The organism is Actinomyces graevenitzii C83 (assembly GCF_000239695.1).
Lineage (GTDB): Bacteria > Actinomycetota > Actinomycetes > Actinomycetales > Actinomycetaceae > Actinomyces > Actinomyces graevenitzii.
The window spans coordinates 198,329-216,172 of sequence record NZ_JH470339.1; the positions used below are offsets into that span (position 1 = coordinate 198,329).

Annotated in this window: 17 protein-coding genes and 1 pseudogene; all 18 read left to right on the forward strand. The window is 59.7% G+C overall.

The genetic code is table 11. The features are described 5' to 3' along the window. The first annotated feature begins 33 nt into the window (after positions 1-33). The 18 genes and pseudogenes from HMPREF0045_RS08510 (at position 34) to HMPREF0045_RS08595 (ending at position 17,812) form a co-directional block, all read left to right on the forward strand. Positions 34-1,383, forward strand: coding sequence for a sialidase family protein (locus HMPREF0045_RS08510; protein WP_005987485.1), 1,350 nt, complete (start codon positions 34-36; stop codon positions 1,381-1,383). A 60-nt stretch (positions 1,384-1,443) separates the two neighbouring features. Further along, complete coding sequence (locus HMPREF0045_RS08515; protein ID WP_330932963.1) at positions 1,444-2,049, forward strand: L-threonylcarbamoyladenylate synthase; 606 nt, start codon at positions 1,444-1,446, stop codon at positions 2,047-2,049. A 9-nt stretch (positions 2,050-2,058) separates the two neighbouring features. Then, positions 2,059-3,117: pseudogene (locus HMPREF0045_RS11105) on the forward strand (MraY family glycosyltransferase); the annotation flags it as partial. Between the two features lie 1,316 nt (positions 3,118-4,433). Then, positions 4,434-4,871, forward strand: coding sequence for a hypothetical protein (locus HMPREF0045_RS08525; protein ID WP_005987490.1), 438 nt, complete (start codon positions 4,434-4,436; stop codon positions 4,869-4,871). A gap of 234 nt (positions 4,872-5,105) precedes the next feature. Beyond that, positions 5,106-5,867 carry a F0F1 ATP synthase subunit A gene (gene atpB / locus HMPREF0045_RS08530; protein WP_330932962.1) on the forward strand — a complete coding sequence of 254 codons (762 nt, stop codon included), beginning with the start codon at positions 5,106-5,108 and terminating at the stop codon, positions 5,865-5,867. A 98-nt stretch (positions 5,868-5,965) separates the two neighbouring features. Further along, entirely contained in the window at positions 5,966-6,169 is a 204-nt protein-coding gene (atpE, locus tag HMPREF0045_RS08535; RefSeq protein ID WP_005987492.1) for an ATP synthase F0 subunit C, read from the forward strand. A 5-nt stretch (positions 6,170-6,174) separates the two neighbouring features. Next, complete coding sequence (gene atpF, locus HMPREF0045_RS08540) at positions 6,175-6,744, forward strand: F0F1 ATP synthase subunit B (protein WP_005987493.1); 570 nt, start codon at positions 6,175-6,177, stop codon at positions 6,742-6,744. Continuing rightward, positions 6,744-7,535 carry an ATP synthase F1 subunit delta gene (gene atpH / locus HMPREF0045_RS08545; protein ID WP_005987494.1) on the forward strand — a complete coding sequence of 264 codons (792 nt, stop codon included), beginning with the start codon at positions 6,744-6,746 and terminating at the stop codon, positions 7,533-7,535. Before atpF ends, atpH begins: the two co-directional genes overlap by 1 nt. A gap of 46 nt (positions 7,536-7,581) precedes the next feature. After that, positions 7,582-9,216, forward strand: coding sequence for a F0F1 ATP synthase subunit alpha (gene atpA / locus HMPREF0045_RS08550; protein WP_005987495.1), 1,635 nt, complete (start codon positions 7,582-7,584; stop codon positions 9,214-9,216). Position 9,217: 1 nt separating this feature from the next. Continuing rightward, positions 9,218-10,162 (forward strand): F0F1 ATP synthase subunit gamma, encoded by a 945-nt coding sequence (locus HMPREF0045_RS08555; protein ID WP_005987496.1) that lies wholly within the window; start codon positions 9,218-9,220, stop codon positions 10,160-10,162. 30 nt (positions 10,163-10,192) lie between these two features. Beyond that, complete coding sequence (gene atpD, locus HMPREF0045_RS08560) at positions 10,193-11,623, forward strand: F0F1 ATP synthase subunit beta (protein WP_005987497.1); 1,431 nt, start codon at positions 10,193-10,195, stop codon at positions 11,621-11,623. A 157-nt stretch (positions 11,624-11,780) separates the two neighbouring features. Next, a complete protein-coding gene (locus tag HMPREF0045_RS08565; protein WP_005987498.1) occupies positions 11,781-12,125 on the forward strand; it encodes a F0F1 ATP synthase subunit epsilon in 345 nt (114 codons plus the stop codon). Between the two features lie 5 nt (positions 12,126-12,130). After that, positions 12,131-12,529, forward strand: coding sequence for a DUF2550 family protein (locus HMPREF0045_RS08570; RefSeq protein WP_005987499.1), 399 nt, complete (start codon positions 12,131-12,133; stop codon positions 12,527-12,529). A gap of 147 nt (positions 12,530-12,676) precedes the next feature. Next, the gene (nucS, locus tag HMPREF0045_RS08575; protein ID WP_005987501.1) at positions 12,677-13,372 is read left to right on the forward strand and encodes an endonuclease NucS; all 696 of its coding nucleotides are present in this window, start codon (positions 12,677-12,679) and stop codon (positions 13,370-13,372) included. An 86-nt stretch (positions 13,373-13,458) separates the two neighbouring features. Further along, positions 13,459-14,694, forward strand: coding sequence for an N-acetylglucosamine-6-phosphate deacetylase (locus tag HMPREF0045_RS08580; protein ID WP_005987503.1), 1,236 nt, complete (start codon positions 13,459-13,461; stop codon positions 14,692-14,694). A gap of 133 nt (positions 14,695-14,827) precedes the next feature. Continuing rightward, the gene (locus tag HMPREF0045_RS08585) at positions 14,828-15,505 is read left to right on the forward strand and encodes an HAD family hydrolase (RefSeq protein WP_005987505.1); all 678 of its coding nucleotides are present in this window, start codon (positions 14,828-14,830) and stop codon (positions 15,503-15,505) included. Between the two features lie 112 nt (positions 15,506-15,617). Continuing rightward, complete coding sequence (glyA, locus tag HMPREF0045_RS08590) at positions 15,618-16,910, forward strand: serine hydroxymethyltransferase (RefSeq protein WP_005987507.1); 1,293 nt, start codon at positions 15,618-15,620, stop codon at positions 16,908-16,910. Further along, positions 16,907-17,812, forward strand: coding sequence for a bifunctional methylenetetrahydrofolate dehydrogenase/methenyltetrahydrofolate cyclohydrolase (locus HMPREF0045_RS08595; RefSeq protein ID WP_005987509.1), 906 nt, complete (start codon positions 16,907-16,909; stop codon positions 17,810-17,812). Before glyA ends, HMPREF0045_RS08595 begins: the two co-directional genes overlap by 4 nt. Positions 17,813-17,844 lie beyond the last annotated feature (32 nt).

The window sequence follows — 17,844 nt, forward strand, 5'->3', positions numbered from 1 at the left end:
AAAACGCCCGCTTAAAAGTAACTGGTATGAAACATGGAAAGACAAATTCTTTACCCTAGCGACCAAGCCGACTTTAGCGCCCGAGTGCCAGCGCTGGTACATCTGGGTTCAGGCCACCTGGTGCTAGTTCATGATCTACGCCCACGTCCCAAAGGTGAACAGTGGCGCTCCAGCGGCGGCGCGCTGCCTGATGACCTGCCCAATCCCAACTCGGTAGTGGTGCGCCACAGCTACAACCACGGCTCCACCTGGGATGACGCCCAGATCCTGGCGGAGGGGGTCGCGCGCGGTTACAGCCTGGACGGTGTCGGCTGCGGCTACTCTGACCCCTCCCTGATCTGGGATGGCAGCAAGCTACACCTATTTATTACAGCCTCACGACTAACTGGCCTGTTTGGGGCCAAGCCGGCCTTGCAAGCTCCCGCCCCGGGCTGGCATGAAACTCCTGCTGCCGCCCTAGCCAAGCAAGGTGATGAGGAGCTAGCCCTGCTCTACGGGGTTAGCGAAGATAGCGGCTACACCTGGCGCTGGCGCCAAATCGATATGGCCGCCGCCGCGACAAACGGCAAACGTAGTTGGCGCACCAATTTCAAGGTGGCTCCCTGCGGCTTTAGCGTCTCGGGTCATGGCGTCTGCCTAAATGGCGGCCGCCTGGTACAGCCCCTAGTGCTGCGGGTAGAGGGCAGCAGTGAGGGTGCGCAGCAGATGCAGGCCTGCTGTCTGCTTAGCGACGACGGCGGCCAAAGCTGGTTCCTGGGCCAACCTTGTCAGCAAACACAGGCAGGACAAACCGGTAGCCTGGCCGGCGGCACCGCCACCAGCGGCGTCGATGAATTTTGCATAGCCCAAGTGAACGCAGACGTCCTGCTGCTTTCCGCTCGTGACGCCGGCTATAGCGGCCAGCGCCTGTCTGCAGTCAGCTTAAACGGGGGAGTTAGCTGGACTAAGGCTTCGCCCGATCCTGTCAGAGATCCGGGCTGCAATGCGGGCATGGTTAGCGTGCGCGCCAGTGAATTTGGGTTAGTGATTGTTTCTGACCAACCGCACGTATTTTTAATGCAATCTGAGCTTTACAACACTGTTTACGGCGGTAGGCATGCCGATGACCGGTTCGCACTGCTTACTAACGCCTTTGATGCGAGCCAACGCCGTAATGGCTGGCTGGAAGCCGTGCTGCTACCCCCAGGCGGAGCCTCTGGTTTTACAGAAGCAGAAGAGTATGGGCTGGTGCGCTACCAGTTCCTAGCTGAGCTTGAGCCAGGTAGTTTTGGCTACAGCGATGTGGCCTGGACTGATCGCATCGTGGTGGTTGTTTATGAAAGCGAGGGCGGGCTTAAACAGGTAAGTTTAAGCGCGGGAGAGATACGTCAACGAGTGGTTTAAGTCCCAACGGGCTGGAATAGGTGGCCTGACGGGTGGCAGTATGGGAGAGTGACTATCCCCGTGCAAGCCGCAGTCAGCCATCTTCAGGCTGCCAAAGTGGCGATTATCCCTACCGACACCGTCTATGGAATCGGCGCGTTAGCAAGTGACGCTCACGCCGTGGCGCAGGTGTTGGCAGCCAAAGGTCGGGGACGGCAAATGCCCCCGCCGGTACTAGTCAGCGACATCTCTCAGCTGGACGGCGTCGTCGCCAATATCCCAGCCCCAGCCCGTGCCCTCATGGAAGCTTACTGGCCCGGGGCGCTTACCCTGATTCTTCCCGCCCACCCAGATCTAAGCTGGGACCTGGGCGAAACCGGCGGCACCGTAGCCGTACGCCAACCCAACTATCCGCTCACTTTGCAGCTGCTGAGCCAAACCGGCCCGCTGGCAGTTACCAGCGCCAACCTCACCGGCCAGCCGCCCGCCACCGACGCCGCCCAGGCGCGCGCTTACTTTGGTCCTCAGATCGCCTCGGGTGAGATTTACTTGCTCGACGACGGCGCCACCCCCGGCCCGGTACCCTCCACTATCGTTTCTTTCGCAGCCCCCCAGCCTAAGGTGCTGCGTGTAGGGGTGCTCAGCGTGGAACAGATCGAAGCTGTTATCGGCAAGGTAGACGGATAGGGGTCGCCTGTGAAGGTTTACCTACTGATTTTGTTGGTGGCTGCGGCCATTACCTATGTGAGTGTGCCGGTGGTGCGTCACATCGCTTTGGTGACTCACACGCTCACCCCGGTGCGTTCGCGTGACGTGCACAAGGTGCCCGTGCCGCGCCTGGGCGGGGTGGCCATGTATGTGGGCATGGTGGCTGCCATTGCGGTGGCCTCCCATATTCCCTACCTGGAGGGCGTGTTTGAAGGCGGTAGCGCCTGGGGCGTGGTGACCTCCGGTGGCCTGCTGTGTGCGCTGGGCGTGGTTGATGACCTCTTTGACCTGGAATGGTGGGCAAAGCTTGCCGGCCAAGCCCTGGCTGCCTCGATTTTGGCCTGGCAGGGCGTGCAACTGGTGTCTTTCCCAATTGCGGGGCTGACTATCGGTTCTTCCGGTTTTTCTATGGTCATGACGATTTTCGTGGTACTTACCGCCATTAACGCCGTTAACTTTGTTGATGGTTTGGACGGTTTGGCTGCGGGAACTGTAGCTATTGGCGCCATGGCGTTTTTTGGCTACACCTATGTGCTTACCCGTAACACTTCGCCTGACTCTTACGCCTCCCTGGCGGCCACGCTAGGCGCCGCCCTGATCGGTATTTGCCTGGGCTTTTTGCCGCATAACTTCAACCCGGCCACAATCTTCATGGGCGACTGTGGTTCCATGCTGCTGGGTCTGATGAGCGCGGCCACGGCAATTGTGGTTACCGGCCAGATTGACCCGATTTCGATTAGCTATGGGCGCGCGCTGCCGGCCTTCTTGCCGGTGCTGCTGCCTTTGGCCATGATGCTGCTACCGCTAACAGACATGATGCTGGCCGTGGTGCGCCGCGTTAGCGCTGGTAAGAGCCCCTTCCATCCCGACCGTATGCACATCCACCACCGTCTGCTTTCGGCTGGTTTGACGCACCGGCGCGTGGTGCTGGTGATGTATATGTGGACGGCGGCGGTGGTTTTCCCGCTGGCGGCTTGGGCTTTCATCGATACCCGACAGGCTATTTTGGCCCTGGGTCTATCCCTGATTGCGGCCTTCGTGTTCACCGGTTTTATGCGTAAAACTAAGCGTGAAGAGCCTGCTGAAAAACCTGCGCCTAAGCCTGTATCTAAGGCTGTGCCTAAGCAGGATTTGCCCGCTTCGGTGCATCCGACCAAACTTCCCGACAAGACCGCTGCCACTCCGGTGGTGCGGGTGCGTACTGCCTCTACGCCCGTGGTTGATAGCTCCTCACCCAGCGCGGCTAGCTCTGCTACTGCTGCTTCACCTGAGGTAGCTAGTTCCTCGGCTGCGGCTAGTGCTGCTGTGCCCGGTGCCGCTAGCGTTCCTTCCTCGGCTGCCGCTAGTGTCTCCGTGCCCAGTACCGCTGCGCCTGGTGTGGCTGCTGCTAGTGCTGCTGCGCCTGGTTCCCTCAGCGCGGCTTCTGCTGCTGTAGCTGCGGCTTCACTCAGCGCGGCTTCTGCTGCCTCCGCTACGACGACGCCGGCCTCGACGACGCCGGCCAGGACCCGTCGTTCTAGGCTTAAGCCGCGCTCTACCACGCCGCCTTGGCTGCAGTCGGCTGAGCCGGCGCCTTCTAGCGCGCCTTCTACCGCTAGCGCGGCCTCAACTGCTGCTTCGGGTGCTGCTTCAAATGCTGCTTTGGATGCGCCTTCAAGCTTGAGTGCGCCTTCGACCTTTAGCGCTCCCTCAACGCAGTCTGCACCTTATTTTGCGGCCAACTCGCCCGACGAGGCTATTGCTGTCAATCCGGCTGCGCCGCTGCCACCTGCTGCCCCGCTAGCAGCCCAGACTCAAATGACTCAGACTCCAGTGGTCCAGACCCCAGTGGCCCAAGCGGTCCAGGCTCCAGTGGCCCAAGCGGTCCAGCAAACCGTCCCAGCGCCCGCGCCTGAGCAGGCTCAGCCAGCTTTAGGTCAGCCTGTGCCACAGTCTCCGCTGTCCACGCCGGTTGTCCCGGCAGCTCAAGCCGGGCAAACGCAGGGCGCAGAGCCAGCTGTGCAGACGCGACGACGTCGAGCTGGCCGCCACGCAGCCGCTCCGGTAGAGCAGCCGCTCACCCCGGCTGCCCCGGCTGTCCAGGCAGCCGCCCAGCAGGCAGTCCCGGCCCAACAAGTGACGCCAGCCGCCCATGCGCCCGCAGCTGCACCAACCCAGGCCGCTGCGCCGTCGAACCCGCAGGGCAACCATGGAGCCGCCCCAGCTAACAACAACCCGGTGTGGCAGGCCCCGCGCAACCCCAACGTGCGCTACGACGTCGTCCCCGACCAATCCCTATGGGAGGACGAAGATGACGACGACACCAACCCCACCGGAGTACCGGCAATTTAAAACTGTCGGTAACTAACCAATAAGCGAGCCAAATGAGCCACCTAAGCGCCACCCAAAATTTTCGTCGTGCTGCCCGTCGCTGCCTAGCAGTTGGCCTGATCCTGGCCGCTTTAAGCCTGGGGATCTCCTTCGCATTAGAAGGCGCTAAGGCAGCTGGACTGGCCTGGGGTGGGGGAGCGGGCCTATTACTAAGCCTGGTGACTGGCGCGATCTTGTACATCCCCTGGGACCGCTACCCACAGCTGGCCGGCTCAGGGGTAATGATCGACTTTGCGCTCAAAGTGCTGGTGATGATCGGCTGCCTGATAGCGCTAAAAAATTTGGGTGATAAAGCAGTTAACCCGCGTTACTTTGTGCTGTCTTTAGGCGTAACTTTAGCGATCTTGACCTTAACAGAGGTAGTGAGCTTAGCCACAGGCAATAAGGTATATGTAGAGACAAAGGACTCTAAAGAGGGGCCTAAGTCCTAAGGAATTCTGCTAAAAGAGTTACTAATGTGACTCAAGCTACTGCAGGTAGGTACTAAGGGCTGCTTTTGGTGGAGCATTAGGAGCATAATAGGTACTTAGGAATTGCTGTAAGGTGAATGTCTTAGACGCAGTAGTTCTATGAAACCTAAACCATCAACCTAAAGGGGGGCTTCGGTGCTGGATGTAACCGCACCCGCTCAGCTGGTCACGGCTGTAGCCGCGAAAGGTGGATTTGTGCCACCAAGCATCGATGACTTCTTTCCCCCAGCATTGGCATTCTTGAACACCCCGTTCGAGCTCAACCGCATCATGCTGGTACGCATCATCATGACGCTAGTGCTAGTGCTGGCATTTGGGATCGGGGCCGCACGCGCCAAGCTAGTGCCTGGACGTTTCCAAAACATGCTGGAAATGCTGCTGGAATTCGTGCGCAAGAACGTGGCTGAAGACGCGCTAGGTGAGCGTCGCGCTGTGCGCTACACGCCGGTGCTGACCGTAGTTTTCCTAGGTATCTTGTTTATGAACCTGGCTGGAATTATCCCGGGCCTGCAGGTGGCAGGTACCTCGGTAATTGGTATGCCGCTAGTGTTCGCCATCTTCTCCTACGTCATTTTCGTGGCGGCAGGTATCAAGGCCTCACACGGCAACCCGTTCAAGTTCTTCAAAGATCAAACCATGCCTAAGGGTGTGCCCGGGGTGCTCTACGTGCTAGTGACCCCCATTGAAATCTTCTCCACCTTCATCATGCGGCCAGTGACTTTGACACTACGTCTTTTGGCCAACATGGTTTCTGGGCACATCCTGCTAGCCCTGTGCTTCCTGGCCACCAACGCCCTGTTCTTTGAGGCCAGCGGCTGGATTAAGGGGCTGGGTGTGATCACCCTGGGGCTGGGCCTGGTATTCATCCTGTTTGAAGCCTTCGTGGCTGTCTTGCAGGCCTACATCTTCGCTCTGCTGACGGCGGTCTACATCGACACTTCGATCTCCGCCCACTGATCACCTAGGTACTTACTTAGGTAAATAAAGCTATCCTTAACTAACAAAGACCATCGGCTTAAACCTAAGCCGGTTTCAACCACAAGGAGAACAATTCCATGACTGGTTCCATCGCTACCATCGGTTACGGTCTGGCTACCCTAGGCCCCGGTCTCGGCATCGGTATCGTCGTTGGCAAGACCCAGGAAGGTACTGCTCGTCAGCCCGAGGTTGCTGGTGCACTGCGTACCAACATGTTCATCGGTGCGGCCCTGATTGAGGCTCTGGGTCTGCTCGGCTTCGCTGCTGGCTTCGCCTTCTGATCATCATGGCATCAGCCAGCGTATACACCGCTGTGCTCGCTGCCGCGCAGTCTAGCGAACACAGCGAGCACTCCATCCTGCTGCCAGAGCCGGCTGACCTGATCTGGGGTTCGCTGTGCTTCGTTGTGATCGCCGTCGTGCTAATTAAGTACGCACTACCTAAGTTCACTGCGATCCTAGATGAGCGTACTGCCAAGATTCAGGCTGGTCTGGACTTTGCCGAACAGGCCAAATCTGACCGCAGCCGCACTCAGAAAGAAGCTGCGGAACTGGTTGAAGGCGCTCGTCGCGACGCCGCCGCGCTACGCGACAAGGCCCACGGTGAAGCTGAACGCATCCTCAGCCAGGCCCGCACCGACGCTGAGGGAGAAGCTGACAAAGCTCTGGCTTCCTCTAAGCGCCAGCTTGAAGCTGAAACCAGTGCGGCCCGTGAAGCTCTACGCAGTGAAGTCGGCCTGTTGGCAACCGAAATTGCCGAAAAGCTGCTGCGTGCCGAGCTGTCGGATCCCAAGGCGGCAGCCCGTCTAATCGACGAATCTATCGCCCAGCTTGAAACCGAAACGAGTGTGCGTTGATGAGCACCGAGCTCACAGCCAAAGCCTGGGCTAGTCAGCTAGCTGCCGGTGGAAAGCGCTCCGTGGTGCTAGGCCACCAGATGCTGGGCGTGGCTCACATCATTGCTGAAAACCGTCCGCTGCTTAACTCACTTACCGACCCTGCCCGCACCAACGCGGATAAGCAGAAACTGGCACGTGAAATCTTTACCGGCACAGCGGACGCGGCAGTGGTGGAGCAGCTTTGCGAACTGGTGACCGGCCACTGGCTAGACCCCATCAAACTACTGACGCGCATGCACGATCTAGGTATCGAATCGGTTATCGCCGGTTCGGTCAGTGCCTCCGTGCCAGTTGAAGATGAGCTCTTCGCGGTAATCAACGTGCTAAAGCATGACCGCCAGCTACGCCAAGCCCTAGATCCTTCGCGTCTTAGCACCGCAGACCAGCGCGCGCAGCTAGCCACCAGGTTGTTCGAAAGCCAGCTTTCAGAAGCTGCGCTGACCCTCCTAGTGTGGTGCGCCCGCCACGAGGTGCGTGCCGGTATCACCTACAACCTGCGCCGTGTGTGCGAGCTCGCCGCACGCCGTCGGGGCCTGGTGATTGCCGACGTGACCAGCGCCGTCGAGCTAACCCAAGCCCAGCAGAAGCGTCTGATCGGGGCCCTAGCCAAGCTCACCGGGCACGGCGTCGAACTGCACCTAGAGGTAGACCCTGAGGTGATTGGCGGCCTGCGCATCCTGGTCGACGATCGCCTATACGACAACACCACCCGCAGCGCCCTCAAGGCACTGCGCACCCAAATCGCTTAAACATTCCGTGCCGGTAACGGCAGTAAATGAGGTAAGGAACCGCAATATGGCTGAGCTGAGTATCTCTCCCGCAGAGATTCGCAGTGCTCTAAATGAGTTTGTTAGCTCCTACCGCGCCACCGACGTGGCCGGTGAAGAAGTCGGTCAGGTCGTGTTTGCTGCCGACGGTATCGCCCACGTGGAGGGGCTGGCCGGCACCATGGCCAACGAGCTGCTGTCTTTCGAAGATGGCACTCTAGGTATGGCCATGAACCTGGAAGAGCGCCAGATCGGCGTCGTCGTTCTAGGTGACTACACCGGCATTGAAGAAGGACAGCCCGTACGCCGTACCGGCGAGGTGCTGTCCGTGCCGGTCGGTGACGGCTACCTGGGCCGCGTAGTAGACCCGCTGGGTAAGCCCATCGACGGTCTAGGTGAGATCACCGATCTAGAAGGACGCCGCGCTTTGGAGCTACAGGCTCCCGGCGTTATGCAGCGTAAGAGCGTGCACGAGCCGCTGCAGACCGGCCTTAAGGCCATTGACTCCATGATCCCGATTGGTCGCGGCCAGCGCCAGCTGATCATTGGTGACCGCCAGACCGGTAAGACCGCTATTGCCCTGGACACCATTTTGAACCAGCGTGACAACTGGCTCAGCGGTGACCCCAACAAGCAGGTGCGCTGCATCTATGTAGCCATCGGTCAGAAGGGCTCCACCATTGCCTCGGTGCGACGCACCCTGGAAGAGGCCGGCGCGCTGGAATACACCACCATCGTGGCCTCGCCCGCCTCAGACCCGGCCGGCTTCAAGTACCTAGCTCCCTACACCGGTAGTGCCATCGGTCAGCACTGGATGTACAACTCCAAGCACGTGCTGATTGTTTTCGATGACCTATCCAAGCAGGCTGAAGCTTACCGTGCAGTGTCACTGCTGCTGCGTCGTCCCCCGGGCCGTGAAGCCTACCCCGGTGACGTCTTCTACCTGCACTCTCGTCTGCTAGAGCGTTGCGCCAAGCTATCAGATGACCTCGGTGGCGGTTCCATGACGGGTCTGCCCATCATTGAGACCAAGGCCAACGACGTTTCGGCATACATTCCCACCAACGTCATTTCCATTACCGACGGCCAGATCTTCCTACAGTCCGACCTGTTCAACTCCGACCAGCGCCCGGCTGTTGACGTAGGTGTCTCGGTATCCCGTGTGGGTGGTGCCGCGCAGATCAAGGCTATGAAGAAGGTCTCCGGTACCCTCAAGATCACCTTGGCCCAGTACCGCTCCATGCAGGCCTTCGCTATGTTCGCCTCCGACCTGGACGCCGCCACGCGCGCCCAGCTCACCCGTGGTGCTCGCCTGATGGAACTGCTAAAGCAGCCCCAGTACACCCCCTACAAGGTCCAAGACCAGGTAGCCAGTGTGTGGGCAGGTACCAACGGTTATCTCGACGACGTCGCCCTTAAGGACGTATCTCGTTTCGAGAAGGAGATGCTCAACTACCTGCACTCGGAAACCGACGTACTAGAGACCATCGCCACCACCGGTCAGCTGACCGATGAGACTGAAGACAAGCTGCGTAAGGCTGTTGAGGCTTTCCGCACCACCTTCATGGGTAACGGCGCACTGCTAGACGCTGAGGTGGCTGAGCTTGAAGATGCCCCTGCTGCCGAGCACACCGTAGAGCAGATCGAAGTCAAGCGAGGCTGAGGTGGCTGGAGCACAACGCGTTTATAAGCAGAGGATTAACTCCACCAAAACCCTGAAAAAGGTGTTTAGGGCTATGGAGCTAATCGCTGCCTCGCGCATTGGCGCGGCCCGCGAAGCCGCCCAGAGCTCGGGTCCTTACAATGCGGCGCTATCTCGCGCAGTGGCGGCACTAGCCTCTTACTCGGGCTTAGATCACCCCATCACTCGTGAGCGCACCGACACCAACCGGGTTGCGGTACTGGTAGTCACTTCTGACCGTGGTATGGCCGGGGCTTACTCGGCCACCATCCTGCGTGAAAGTGAACGCCTCATCGAGCACCTGGTTGAAGAGGGCAAAGAGCCGGTTATTTACACCTGTGGCCGCCGCGCCCAAGGCTACTTCTCCTTCCGCGACCGCCCGGTAGAAAAGTCTTGGGTGGGCGAGTCTGACCGTCCCAGCCCGCAAATGATTGACGATATTTCGGCAACTTTGCTCAGTACCTTCCTGGCTAAGCCTGAAGACGGCGCCGTAAGTGAAGTGCACATCGTCTTTACACGCTTCAAAACCATGGTCAGCCAGGTGCCTGAAGTGCGTCGTATGCTGCCGCTGCGCGTGGTGGATGTGGAAGGTCCCGGTGAACTGGTCCGTGAAGACGTGGCCGCCACCCAGGAGCGTTTCCACGCTGAAGAAACTACCGCCATGCCGCTGTATGAGTTTGAGCCTTCCAGTGCGGAAGTACTCAACGCCCTACTGCCGCGCTATGTAGCCAGCCGTATCAATGACGCGCTGCTGCAAAGCGCCGCCAGTGAGCTGGCTAGCCGTCAGCGCGCCATGCACACGGCCACCGACAATGCCGAAGAACTCATCACTACTTACACCCGTCTGGCAAACGCCGCTCGACAGGGTGAAATCACCCAGGAAATCACCGAAATTGTTTCCGGTGCTGACGCCCTGGCGGGAAAGTAAACGCCCAGATAGAACACGGAAGAACGATAAATGGCTAATTACCCAAACACCGGGGCTACCGGGCGTATTACCCGCATCATCGGCCCCGTAGTAGACATTGAGTTCCCGCCGGATGGACTACCGGCGATGTACAACGCATTGCACACGGATCTAACCCTAGATGGGGTTACCTCCACCCTCACTTTGGAAGTAGCCCAGTACCTGGGTGACAACATTGTGCGTGCAATTTCGCTTAAGCCCACCGACGGTCTGGTGCGTGGCGCCCAGGTAATCGACACCGGTGCCCCCATCTCCGTGCCGGTAGGTGACATCACCAAGGGCCACGTGTTCAACGTGACCGGTGACGTGCTAAACCTCAAGCCCGGTGAGCACTTCGAGGTTTCCCAGCGTTGGCCTATCCACCGTCAGCCCCCGGCCTTCGACGAGCTAGAGTCCAAGACTCAGATGTTCGAGACCGGCATTAAGGTAATCGACCTACTAACCCCCTACGTACAGGGTGGAAAGATTGGTCTATTCGGTGGTGCCGGTGTGGGTAAGACCGTGCTGATTCAGGAAATGATTCAGCGTGTGGCCCAGGACCACGGTGGTGTGTCCGTGTTCGCCGGTGTGGGTGAGCGTACCCGTGAGGGTAACGACCTGATCGTCGAAATGGGTGAAGCTGGGGTGTTCGACAAGACCGCCCTGGTATTCGGCCAGATGGACGAGCCCCCGGGCACACGTCTACGCGTGGCTTTGACCGCTCTGACCATGGCGGAATACTTCCGCGATGTACAGCACCAGGACGTGCTGCTGTTCATCGACAACATCTTCCGTTTCACCCAGGCCGGTTCTGAGGTTTCCACCCTGCTGGGCCGTATGCCTTCCGCCGTGGGTTACCAGCCCAACCTGGCTGACGAAATGGGTCAGTTGCAGGAGCGTATTACCTCCGCAGGTGGTCACTCCATCACCTCGCTGCAGGCTATTTACGTGCCCGCCGACGACTACACCGACCCGGCTCCGGCCACCACCTTCGCTCACCTGGACGCCACCACCGAGCTTTCGCGTGAAATTGCTTCACGTGGTCTGTACCCGGCTGTGGACCCGCTGACCTCTACCTCGCGTATTTTGGACCCGCGCTATGTGGGTAAGGAACACTACGAGGTGGCCACCCAGGTTAAGTCCATCTTGCAGAAGAACCAGGAGCTGCAGGACATCATCGCCATCTTGGGTGTTGATGAGCTGAGTGAAGAAGACAAGGTTACGGTTGCACGTGCCCGCCGTATCCAGCAGTTCCTGAGCCAGAACACCTACATGGCTGAAAAGTTCACCGGTGTTGCCGGTTCTACCGTGCCCCTGTCTGAGACTGTGGCCGCCTTCAAGGCTATCTGTGAAGGTACCTACGACCACGTGCCTGAGCAGGCATTCTTCAACATCGGTGGCATCGAAGATCTAGAGCGCCGCGCTCACGAGCTGACTAAGTAGTCGGCTTACGTCCCGCCTGGGGTTACCTGGGCGGGACGGCGACGGCGCCCCTAGCCCCGGCAGTTTAGCTCCGGCAGTGGGGTGGGCGGCGTCGTCGGAAATTAAGTGACGCCCCAGTGACGTAACGGCAGTAAATTAACCAAGCCAGGAGAAAAAAGTGAGCAAGCTAAACGTTGAGATTGTCTCCCTGCGCAGGCAGGTATTCAGCGGGCAGGCAGACAGCGTTTCGCTGCCCACCGTCACCGGCGCACTGGGTGTACTACCTGGCCGCGCCCCGGTGCTGGCCCTTCTTGGTGACGGATATGTGCAGGTGGAGGGCGATAAGCCCTACCGTGTGCATGTGCGTGGGGGATTCTGTTCAGTTGACCATGACCAGGTCACCGTGGCCGCCGACGCTGTGGGTGAGGACGAAGTTGGCAGCCTCGATGTCGAAAGCATCGAGGTAGATACCAAGGTTGAGCACGTCGCTCTCGCTGCTTTGGATGGTGACGACCTAGACTAATACCCATGCACGCTGTCTGGGTATGGGGTCTAATTGCACTGGTTGCGGCGCTAATCGCGCTAGTACTGTTTTTTGTTCGTCTGCGTACGCTATCTGCCCGAGTGGGGGCTTTCGAGTGTGCGCTAGCCGTTAAATCTGGTTGGATGGGCGGCATCGCCCAGATGCGTAGTGAAACCCTTGACTGGTATCGCATCGTGTCTGCCTCACCCAGCCCGCGCCTGCGCATTGAACGCAGGTTTGTGGAGTTAAGCCAGCCGCGTCGTCGAGTTAATGGCGGCAGCGTGGTGGAAGTGACCCTCACCTATGGGCAGACCGAATACGAGCTGGCTATGGCTGAAGAATTCCATTCGGCGCTGGTGGCCTGGGCCGATTCTGCTGCCCCGCGTGCAGAGGGCTTTGTATAGTTCCAAGGCCTACTAGCCCCAAGGCCTACTAACCCCAAGGCCTACTAAACACTACACAAAAACTGACATTTCGTCCCTTCCCTATAAAACCCCATGGAAAAATCACCTGTGAAGGATGATTTTGGGTGTAAATGATTGGGTTATCCAATGCGCTTGCTGATTGCTGACTGCTCTGTTGACTACTCTGGCCGCCTAAGTGCCCACCTTCCCAAAGCCAAGCGGCTAATCATGTTTAAAGCTGACGGCTCAGTGCTAATTCACTCCGACGGCGGCTCCTACAAGCCCCTTAACTGGATGATGCCCCCGCTAAGCGTGGAAGAACTAGACATCGACGCCGAACACCAGCAGGCCGGGGTAGTGCAGCTGCTCGACGTGCGCTCTGCCAAAACTGATGACCGCCTGCGTATCCGTATCTACCAGGTATATGCCGACGTTAATGAAGAGCTAGGGGCAGAGCCTGGATTGACTAAAGACGGCGTGGAAGCCCACCTGCAAGAACTGTTAGCCCAGCAAATTGAGCTGCTAGGCCCCGGCCACCGCCTGATCCGCCGCGAGTACTACACCGCCATCGGCCCGGTAGACATTTTGGCTAAAGACGCTGATGACCACACTGTGGCCGTGGAAATTAAGCGCGTAGGCGGCATCGACGGCGTCGAGCAGCTAACCCGCTACCGTGAGTTGCTAGACCGCGACCCGCTACTGGCCCCAGTCAAGGCCGTGTTCGCCGCCCAAACCATTAAACCCCAGGCCCGCACATTGGCTGAAGATCGCGGCATCACTTGTCTGATCTTGGACTATGACGCTATGCGCGGCATGGACGACGCTGACTCCCGCTTGTTCTAACAGGGCGCCATTAAGTAGCTCAAAAATCACTTTTAACAGTGACTTTAACGCTCTAAAAGCGCACAAAGGGCAGATAAACTGGGCACATGAGCAAAGAAGCCAGTTTCGCCCTACGCGGGCGAGTTGTACTACCCGAAACCATCCTGTTAGACGGCCTAGTTGTTGTTAACGGTTCACACCTGTTGTGGGTGGGGGAAGCTGAGCAGGCCGCAGCTGCCGGTTTTGCCCGCGAACTTGAGCAAGCCAGCCCTGCTCCCGAGGGCGGCTACCTGCTGCCTGGCCTGATCGACGTGCACTGTCACGGCGGCGGCGGAGAGTCGTTCCCCAACGCCACCACCCGCGAGCAGGCCATGACCGCCGTGCTTGAGCATCGCCGTCACGGCACCACCACCATTGTCACCTCTTGCGTCACCGCCAGCCCCGAGGTGCTGCGTGAACGCACCAAGCTGCTGGCAGATTTGGCTGATGAGGGCGAAATTGCCGGTATCCACTATGAGGGCCCATTCGTTTCAGTTGAGCGCTGCGGCGCCCAGGATCCTACCTACATCATTGACCCTGACGCTGAACTAACCCGTGAGTTGCTGCAATTGGGGCGCGGGCATGTGGTCACCATGACTATCGCCCCCGAAAAGCCGGGTTTGCTGGGTGACGACGGCGTAATCGAGGCCCTGCTTGAGGGCGGAGCGCTGCCTTCCTTTGGACACACTGACTCTGGCGCCGAGCCGGTACGTCGCTGCCTGGAGGAAACCGACCGGCGTATTTGGTCGCGTCTAGCCACCGACAAGCCAGTGCGTTCAGAGCGTGCCACCGCCACCCACCTGTTTAACGGGATGCGTCCCATTCACCACCGTGACCCCGGCCCCGTGCCCGAGGTGGTGGCTGGTGCCCAGCGCGGCGAGGTTATTGCTGAGCTTATTGGCGACGGCGTACACCTGGCGCCAGCTATCGTGCGCGACCTATTCGACACTCTGGGCCCAGCCAACCTGGTGCTGATCACTGACGCTATGGCTGCGGCGGGTATGGCTGACGGCTCCTATGTGCTCGGTTCCCAGCCGGTTACTGTGGCCGACGGCGTAGCTCGCCTAACCGAAGGCGGGGCGATTGCGGGCGGCACTGCCCACCTGATCGACGTCGTGCGCACCACCTGGCACGCTGGGGTGGCGCTAGAGGACGCCGTCTACGCCGCCAGTGTGCAGGGCGCCGAGATCCTAGGCGACCCTGCCCGTGGCGAGTTGGCCGCCGGGATGATTGCTGACGTGGTGGTAACCGACTGCGATCTGAACCCGGTTGAGGTGTACCGCGCCGGGCAGCTGGTTAAGTAGCCAGCTGGTTAAGTAGTTCTTGGTTTTAAGGGCGCAGGCATTAGCGGCTTAGTTGCTGCGTTAAATTGCCTGCGCCCTTTAAGATGTGACTATAGCGACTACGTCGGCACCCAATTTAAAGTGAGGATCACGCATGGCTAACCTAGCAGCGGTGCTTTTTGACATGGACGGCACCCTGGTGGATTCAGAGATCATCTGGGAAGAGTTTTTGCGCTCAGAATGCGCTAAGCGAGGGGTGCTCATTGACCAGCAAACTCGTGAAAAAATGCGTGGGGCCTCACGTGACTTTACCGCCAACTTGATGGTGGAGTTGGGTACGGTAAAAGACCTGGCCGGCGGCTATGAGTTCTATGCGATTGTGGCCAAACAGGTAGCGCAGCGTATTGCTGAAGCACCCCCGTTTGAGCCGGGCGCCCAGGAACTAGTGCATGCCCTACATGAGGCCGGCATCAAGATTGCTATTGTTTCGGCTTCGCCGCGCGGCGTGATTGAACCGGTAGCTGACGCACTAGGCGTAGTTGACCTGGTGGTTTCCGGTGAAGACTCAGAGCTAGGCAAGCCCTGGCCGGACCCCTATGAACTGGCACTACACAAGTTCAATGTGGGCCGCGCTAACGCAGTGGTATTGGAGGACTCCATTAACGGGGTAGCCGCTGCCCGTGGCGGCGGCATCGCTGCCATGCAGATTTCACGTCAGCGTGCCTTTGCCACTGACCCGGGCATCTTGGTGGTGCCCTCGATTGCAGCAGTAGACCAGCCCCTAATCGAAGCCTGGCTGGAATCCTGCCGCCGCCGCGCCGTCGTCGGCTAAAAACACCCTAAAAACCGCAACTGCGGCCCTGCCCCTGGCCAAAAGCTGGCAGCAAAACCGTAGCAAAACCGCAGCAAAACCCCTAAAACCGAACCAGACCTTAAGGCGGACCATGTCACTTACAGACCAGACCCTGCAAGAATTCGACCCTGAGATCGCAGCTATCCTTGACGCGGAGCTGGAGCGCCAGCGCGACGGTTTAGAGATGATCGCCAGTGAAAACTTTGTGCCCCGTGCAGTGCTGCAGGCCCAAGGAAGCGTGCTAACCAACAAGTACGCGGAAGGTTACCCGGGCCGTCGTTACTACGGCGGCTGCGAGGAGGTAGACAAGGCCGAAAACCTGGCCATTGAGCGCGCCAAAGCTGTGTTTGGGGCCCAATGGGTCAATGTGCAGCCGCACTCGGGGGCCCAGGCCAACGCCGCTGTGCTGCACGCCCTGGCCCAGCCGGGAGACACCATTTTGGGCCTGAGCCTAGCCCACGGCGGTCACTTAACCCACGGCATGAGGATTAACTTCTCCGGCAAGGTTTACCACGCCACCGCCTATGAGGTTGACCGCGAATCGATGCGCATTGAAATGGATCAGGTGCGCGCCGTGGCCAAGGCCGAAAAGCCCAGCGTGATTATTGCTGGCTGGTCGGCTTACCCGCGCCACCTGGACTTTGCGGCTTTCCGCGAGATTGCTGACGAGGTTGGCGCCGCCCTGTGGGTGGATATGGCCCACTTTGCCGGGCTGGTGGCGGCGGGGCTGCACCCCTCACCACTGCCGTATGCGGACGTTGTTTCCACCACCGTGCACAAGACCCTAGCTGGGCCGCGCTCTGGCATGCTGCTGTCTAACCGGGGCGAGCAGTGGGGTAAGAAACTTAACTCGGCTGTGTTCCCCGGCCAGCAGGGCGGCCCGCTGATGCACGTTATTGCCGCTAAGGCGGTGGCTATGAAGGCTGCGGGCACTGAAGAATTTGTGGACCGTCAGCGGCGCACCTTGCAGGGGGCGCAGCTGATCGCCCAGCGCCTGCTAGCCGACGACGTTAGCAGCGCCGGCATCCAGGTGGTTACCGGCGGCACCGACGTACACCTGGTGCTGGTTGACCTGCGTGACAGCGCACTAGACGGGCAACAAGCTGAGGACCTGCTGGCACAGATTGGCATCACCGTTAACCGCAACGCGGTGCCTTTCGACCCGCGCCCGCCGCGAGTAACCTCCGGCCTGCGTATTGGCACCCCGGCTTTGGCCACGCGCGGCTTTGGCGCCGCCGAGTTTGGTGAGGTAGCTGAGATTATTGCGGCTGTGCTTAAGGCTGGCGCCACTGATAGCGTCAGCCAGGAGCTGCTAGAGACGCTGCGCGGGCGGGTTACTAACCTGACCAAGGCCTTCCCGCTCTACCCGGGCCTGGTGCAGTGAGGGCGCCTTGGGCCGGTAGCGCCCGGGTGCTAGATGGCAAGCTGATTGCCGGCCAGATTAAGGCTGAGCTGCGCGCTAGCGTGGAGCAGTTGCGCGCGGCGGGGGTTGTGCCCGGGCTGGGCACGCTGCTGGTGGGCAGCGACCCCGGTAGCGTGAAGTATGTGGCCGGCAAGCACGCCGACTGCGCCGAGGTGGGGATTAACTCTATCCGCGTTGATCTGCCCGCTGAGGCCACCCAGGCCCAGATTGAGGCGGCGGTGGATCAGCTAAATGCTGACCCGGCCTGCACCGGCTATATTGTGCAGCTGCCTTTGCCGCGCGGTATCGACACTAACGCAGTGTTGGAGCGCATTGACCCAGCTAAGGACGCTGACGGCTTGCACCCCACTAACCTGGGGCGCCTGGTGCTGCGAGTCAGTGGTCCTATTGATTCGCCTCTGCCTTGCACTCCGCGCGGCTGTATTGAGCTGCTGGTTCGTAACGGCATTTCCCTGGCTAACCAGGATATTTGCGTGGTGGGTAGGGGCGTCACTGTGGGGCGCTCGATTGGCTTGCTGCTGGGTAGGCGCGAGGTCAATGCCACGGTGGATATCTGCCACACGGGCACGCGTGATCTGGCCAGCCACACTCGCCGCGCAGACATCATTATTAGTGCCGCTGGCGTGGCTGGGATTATTACTCCCGATATGGTCAAGCCTGGCGCGGTGGTGCTGGATGTGGGGGTCAGCCGCGTGGTTGGCGCTGACGGTAAGGCCCGTATCTGCGGGGATGTGGCCGACGGCGTCGACGACGTAGCTAGTGCCCTGTCGCCTAACCCGGGCGGGGTGGGCCCCATGACTCGCGCACTACTACTGGCTAATGTGGTGGAAACTGCCCAGCGCCAGTTAGCCACTGCCGGTTAGCTGCTGCAAGCTAGCCGCTGACAGCTAGCCGT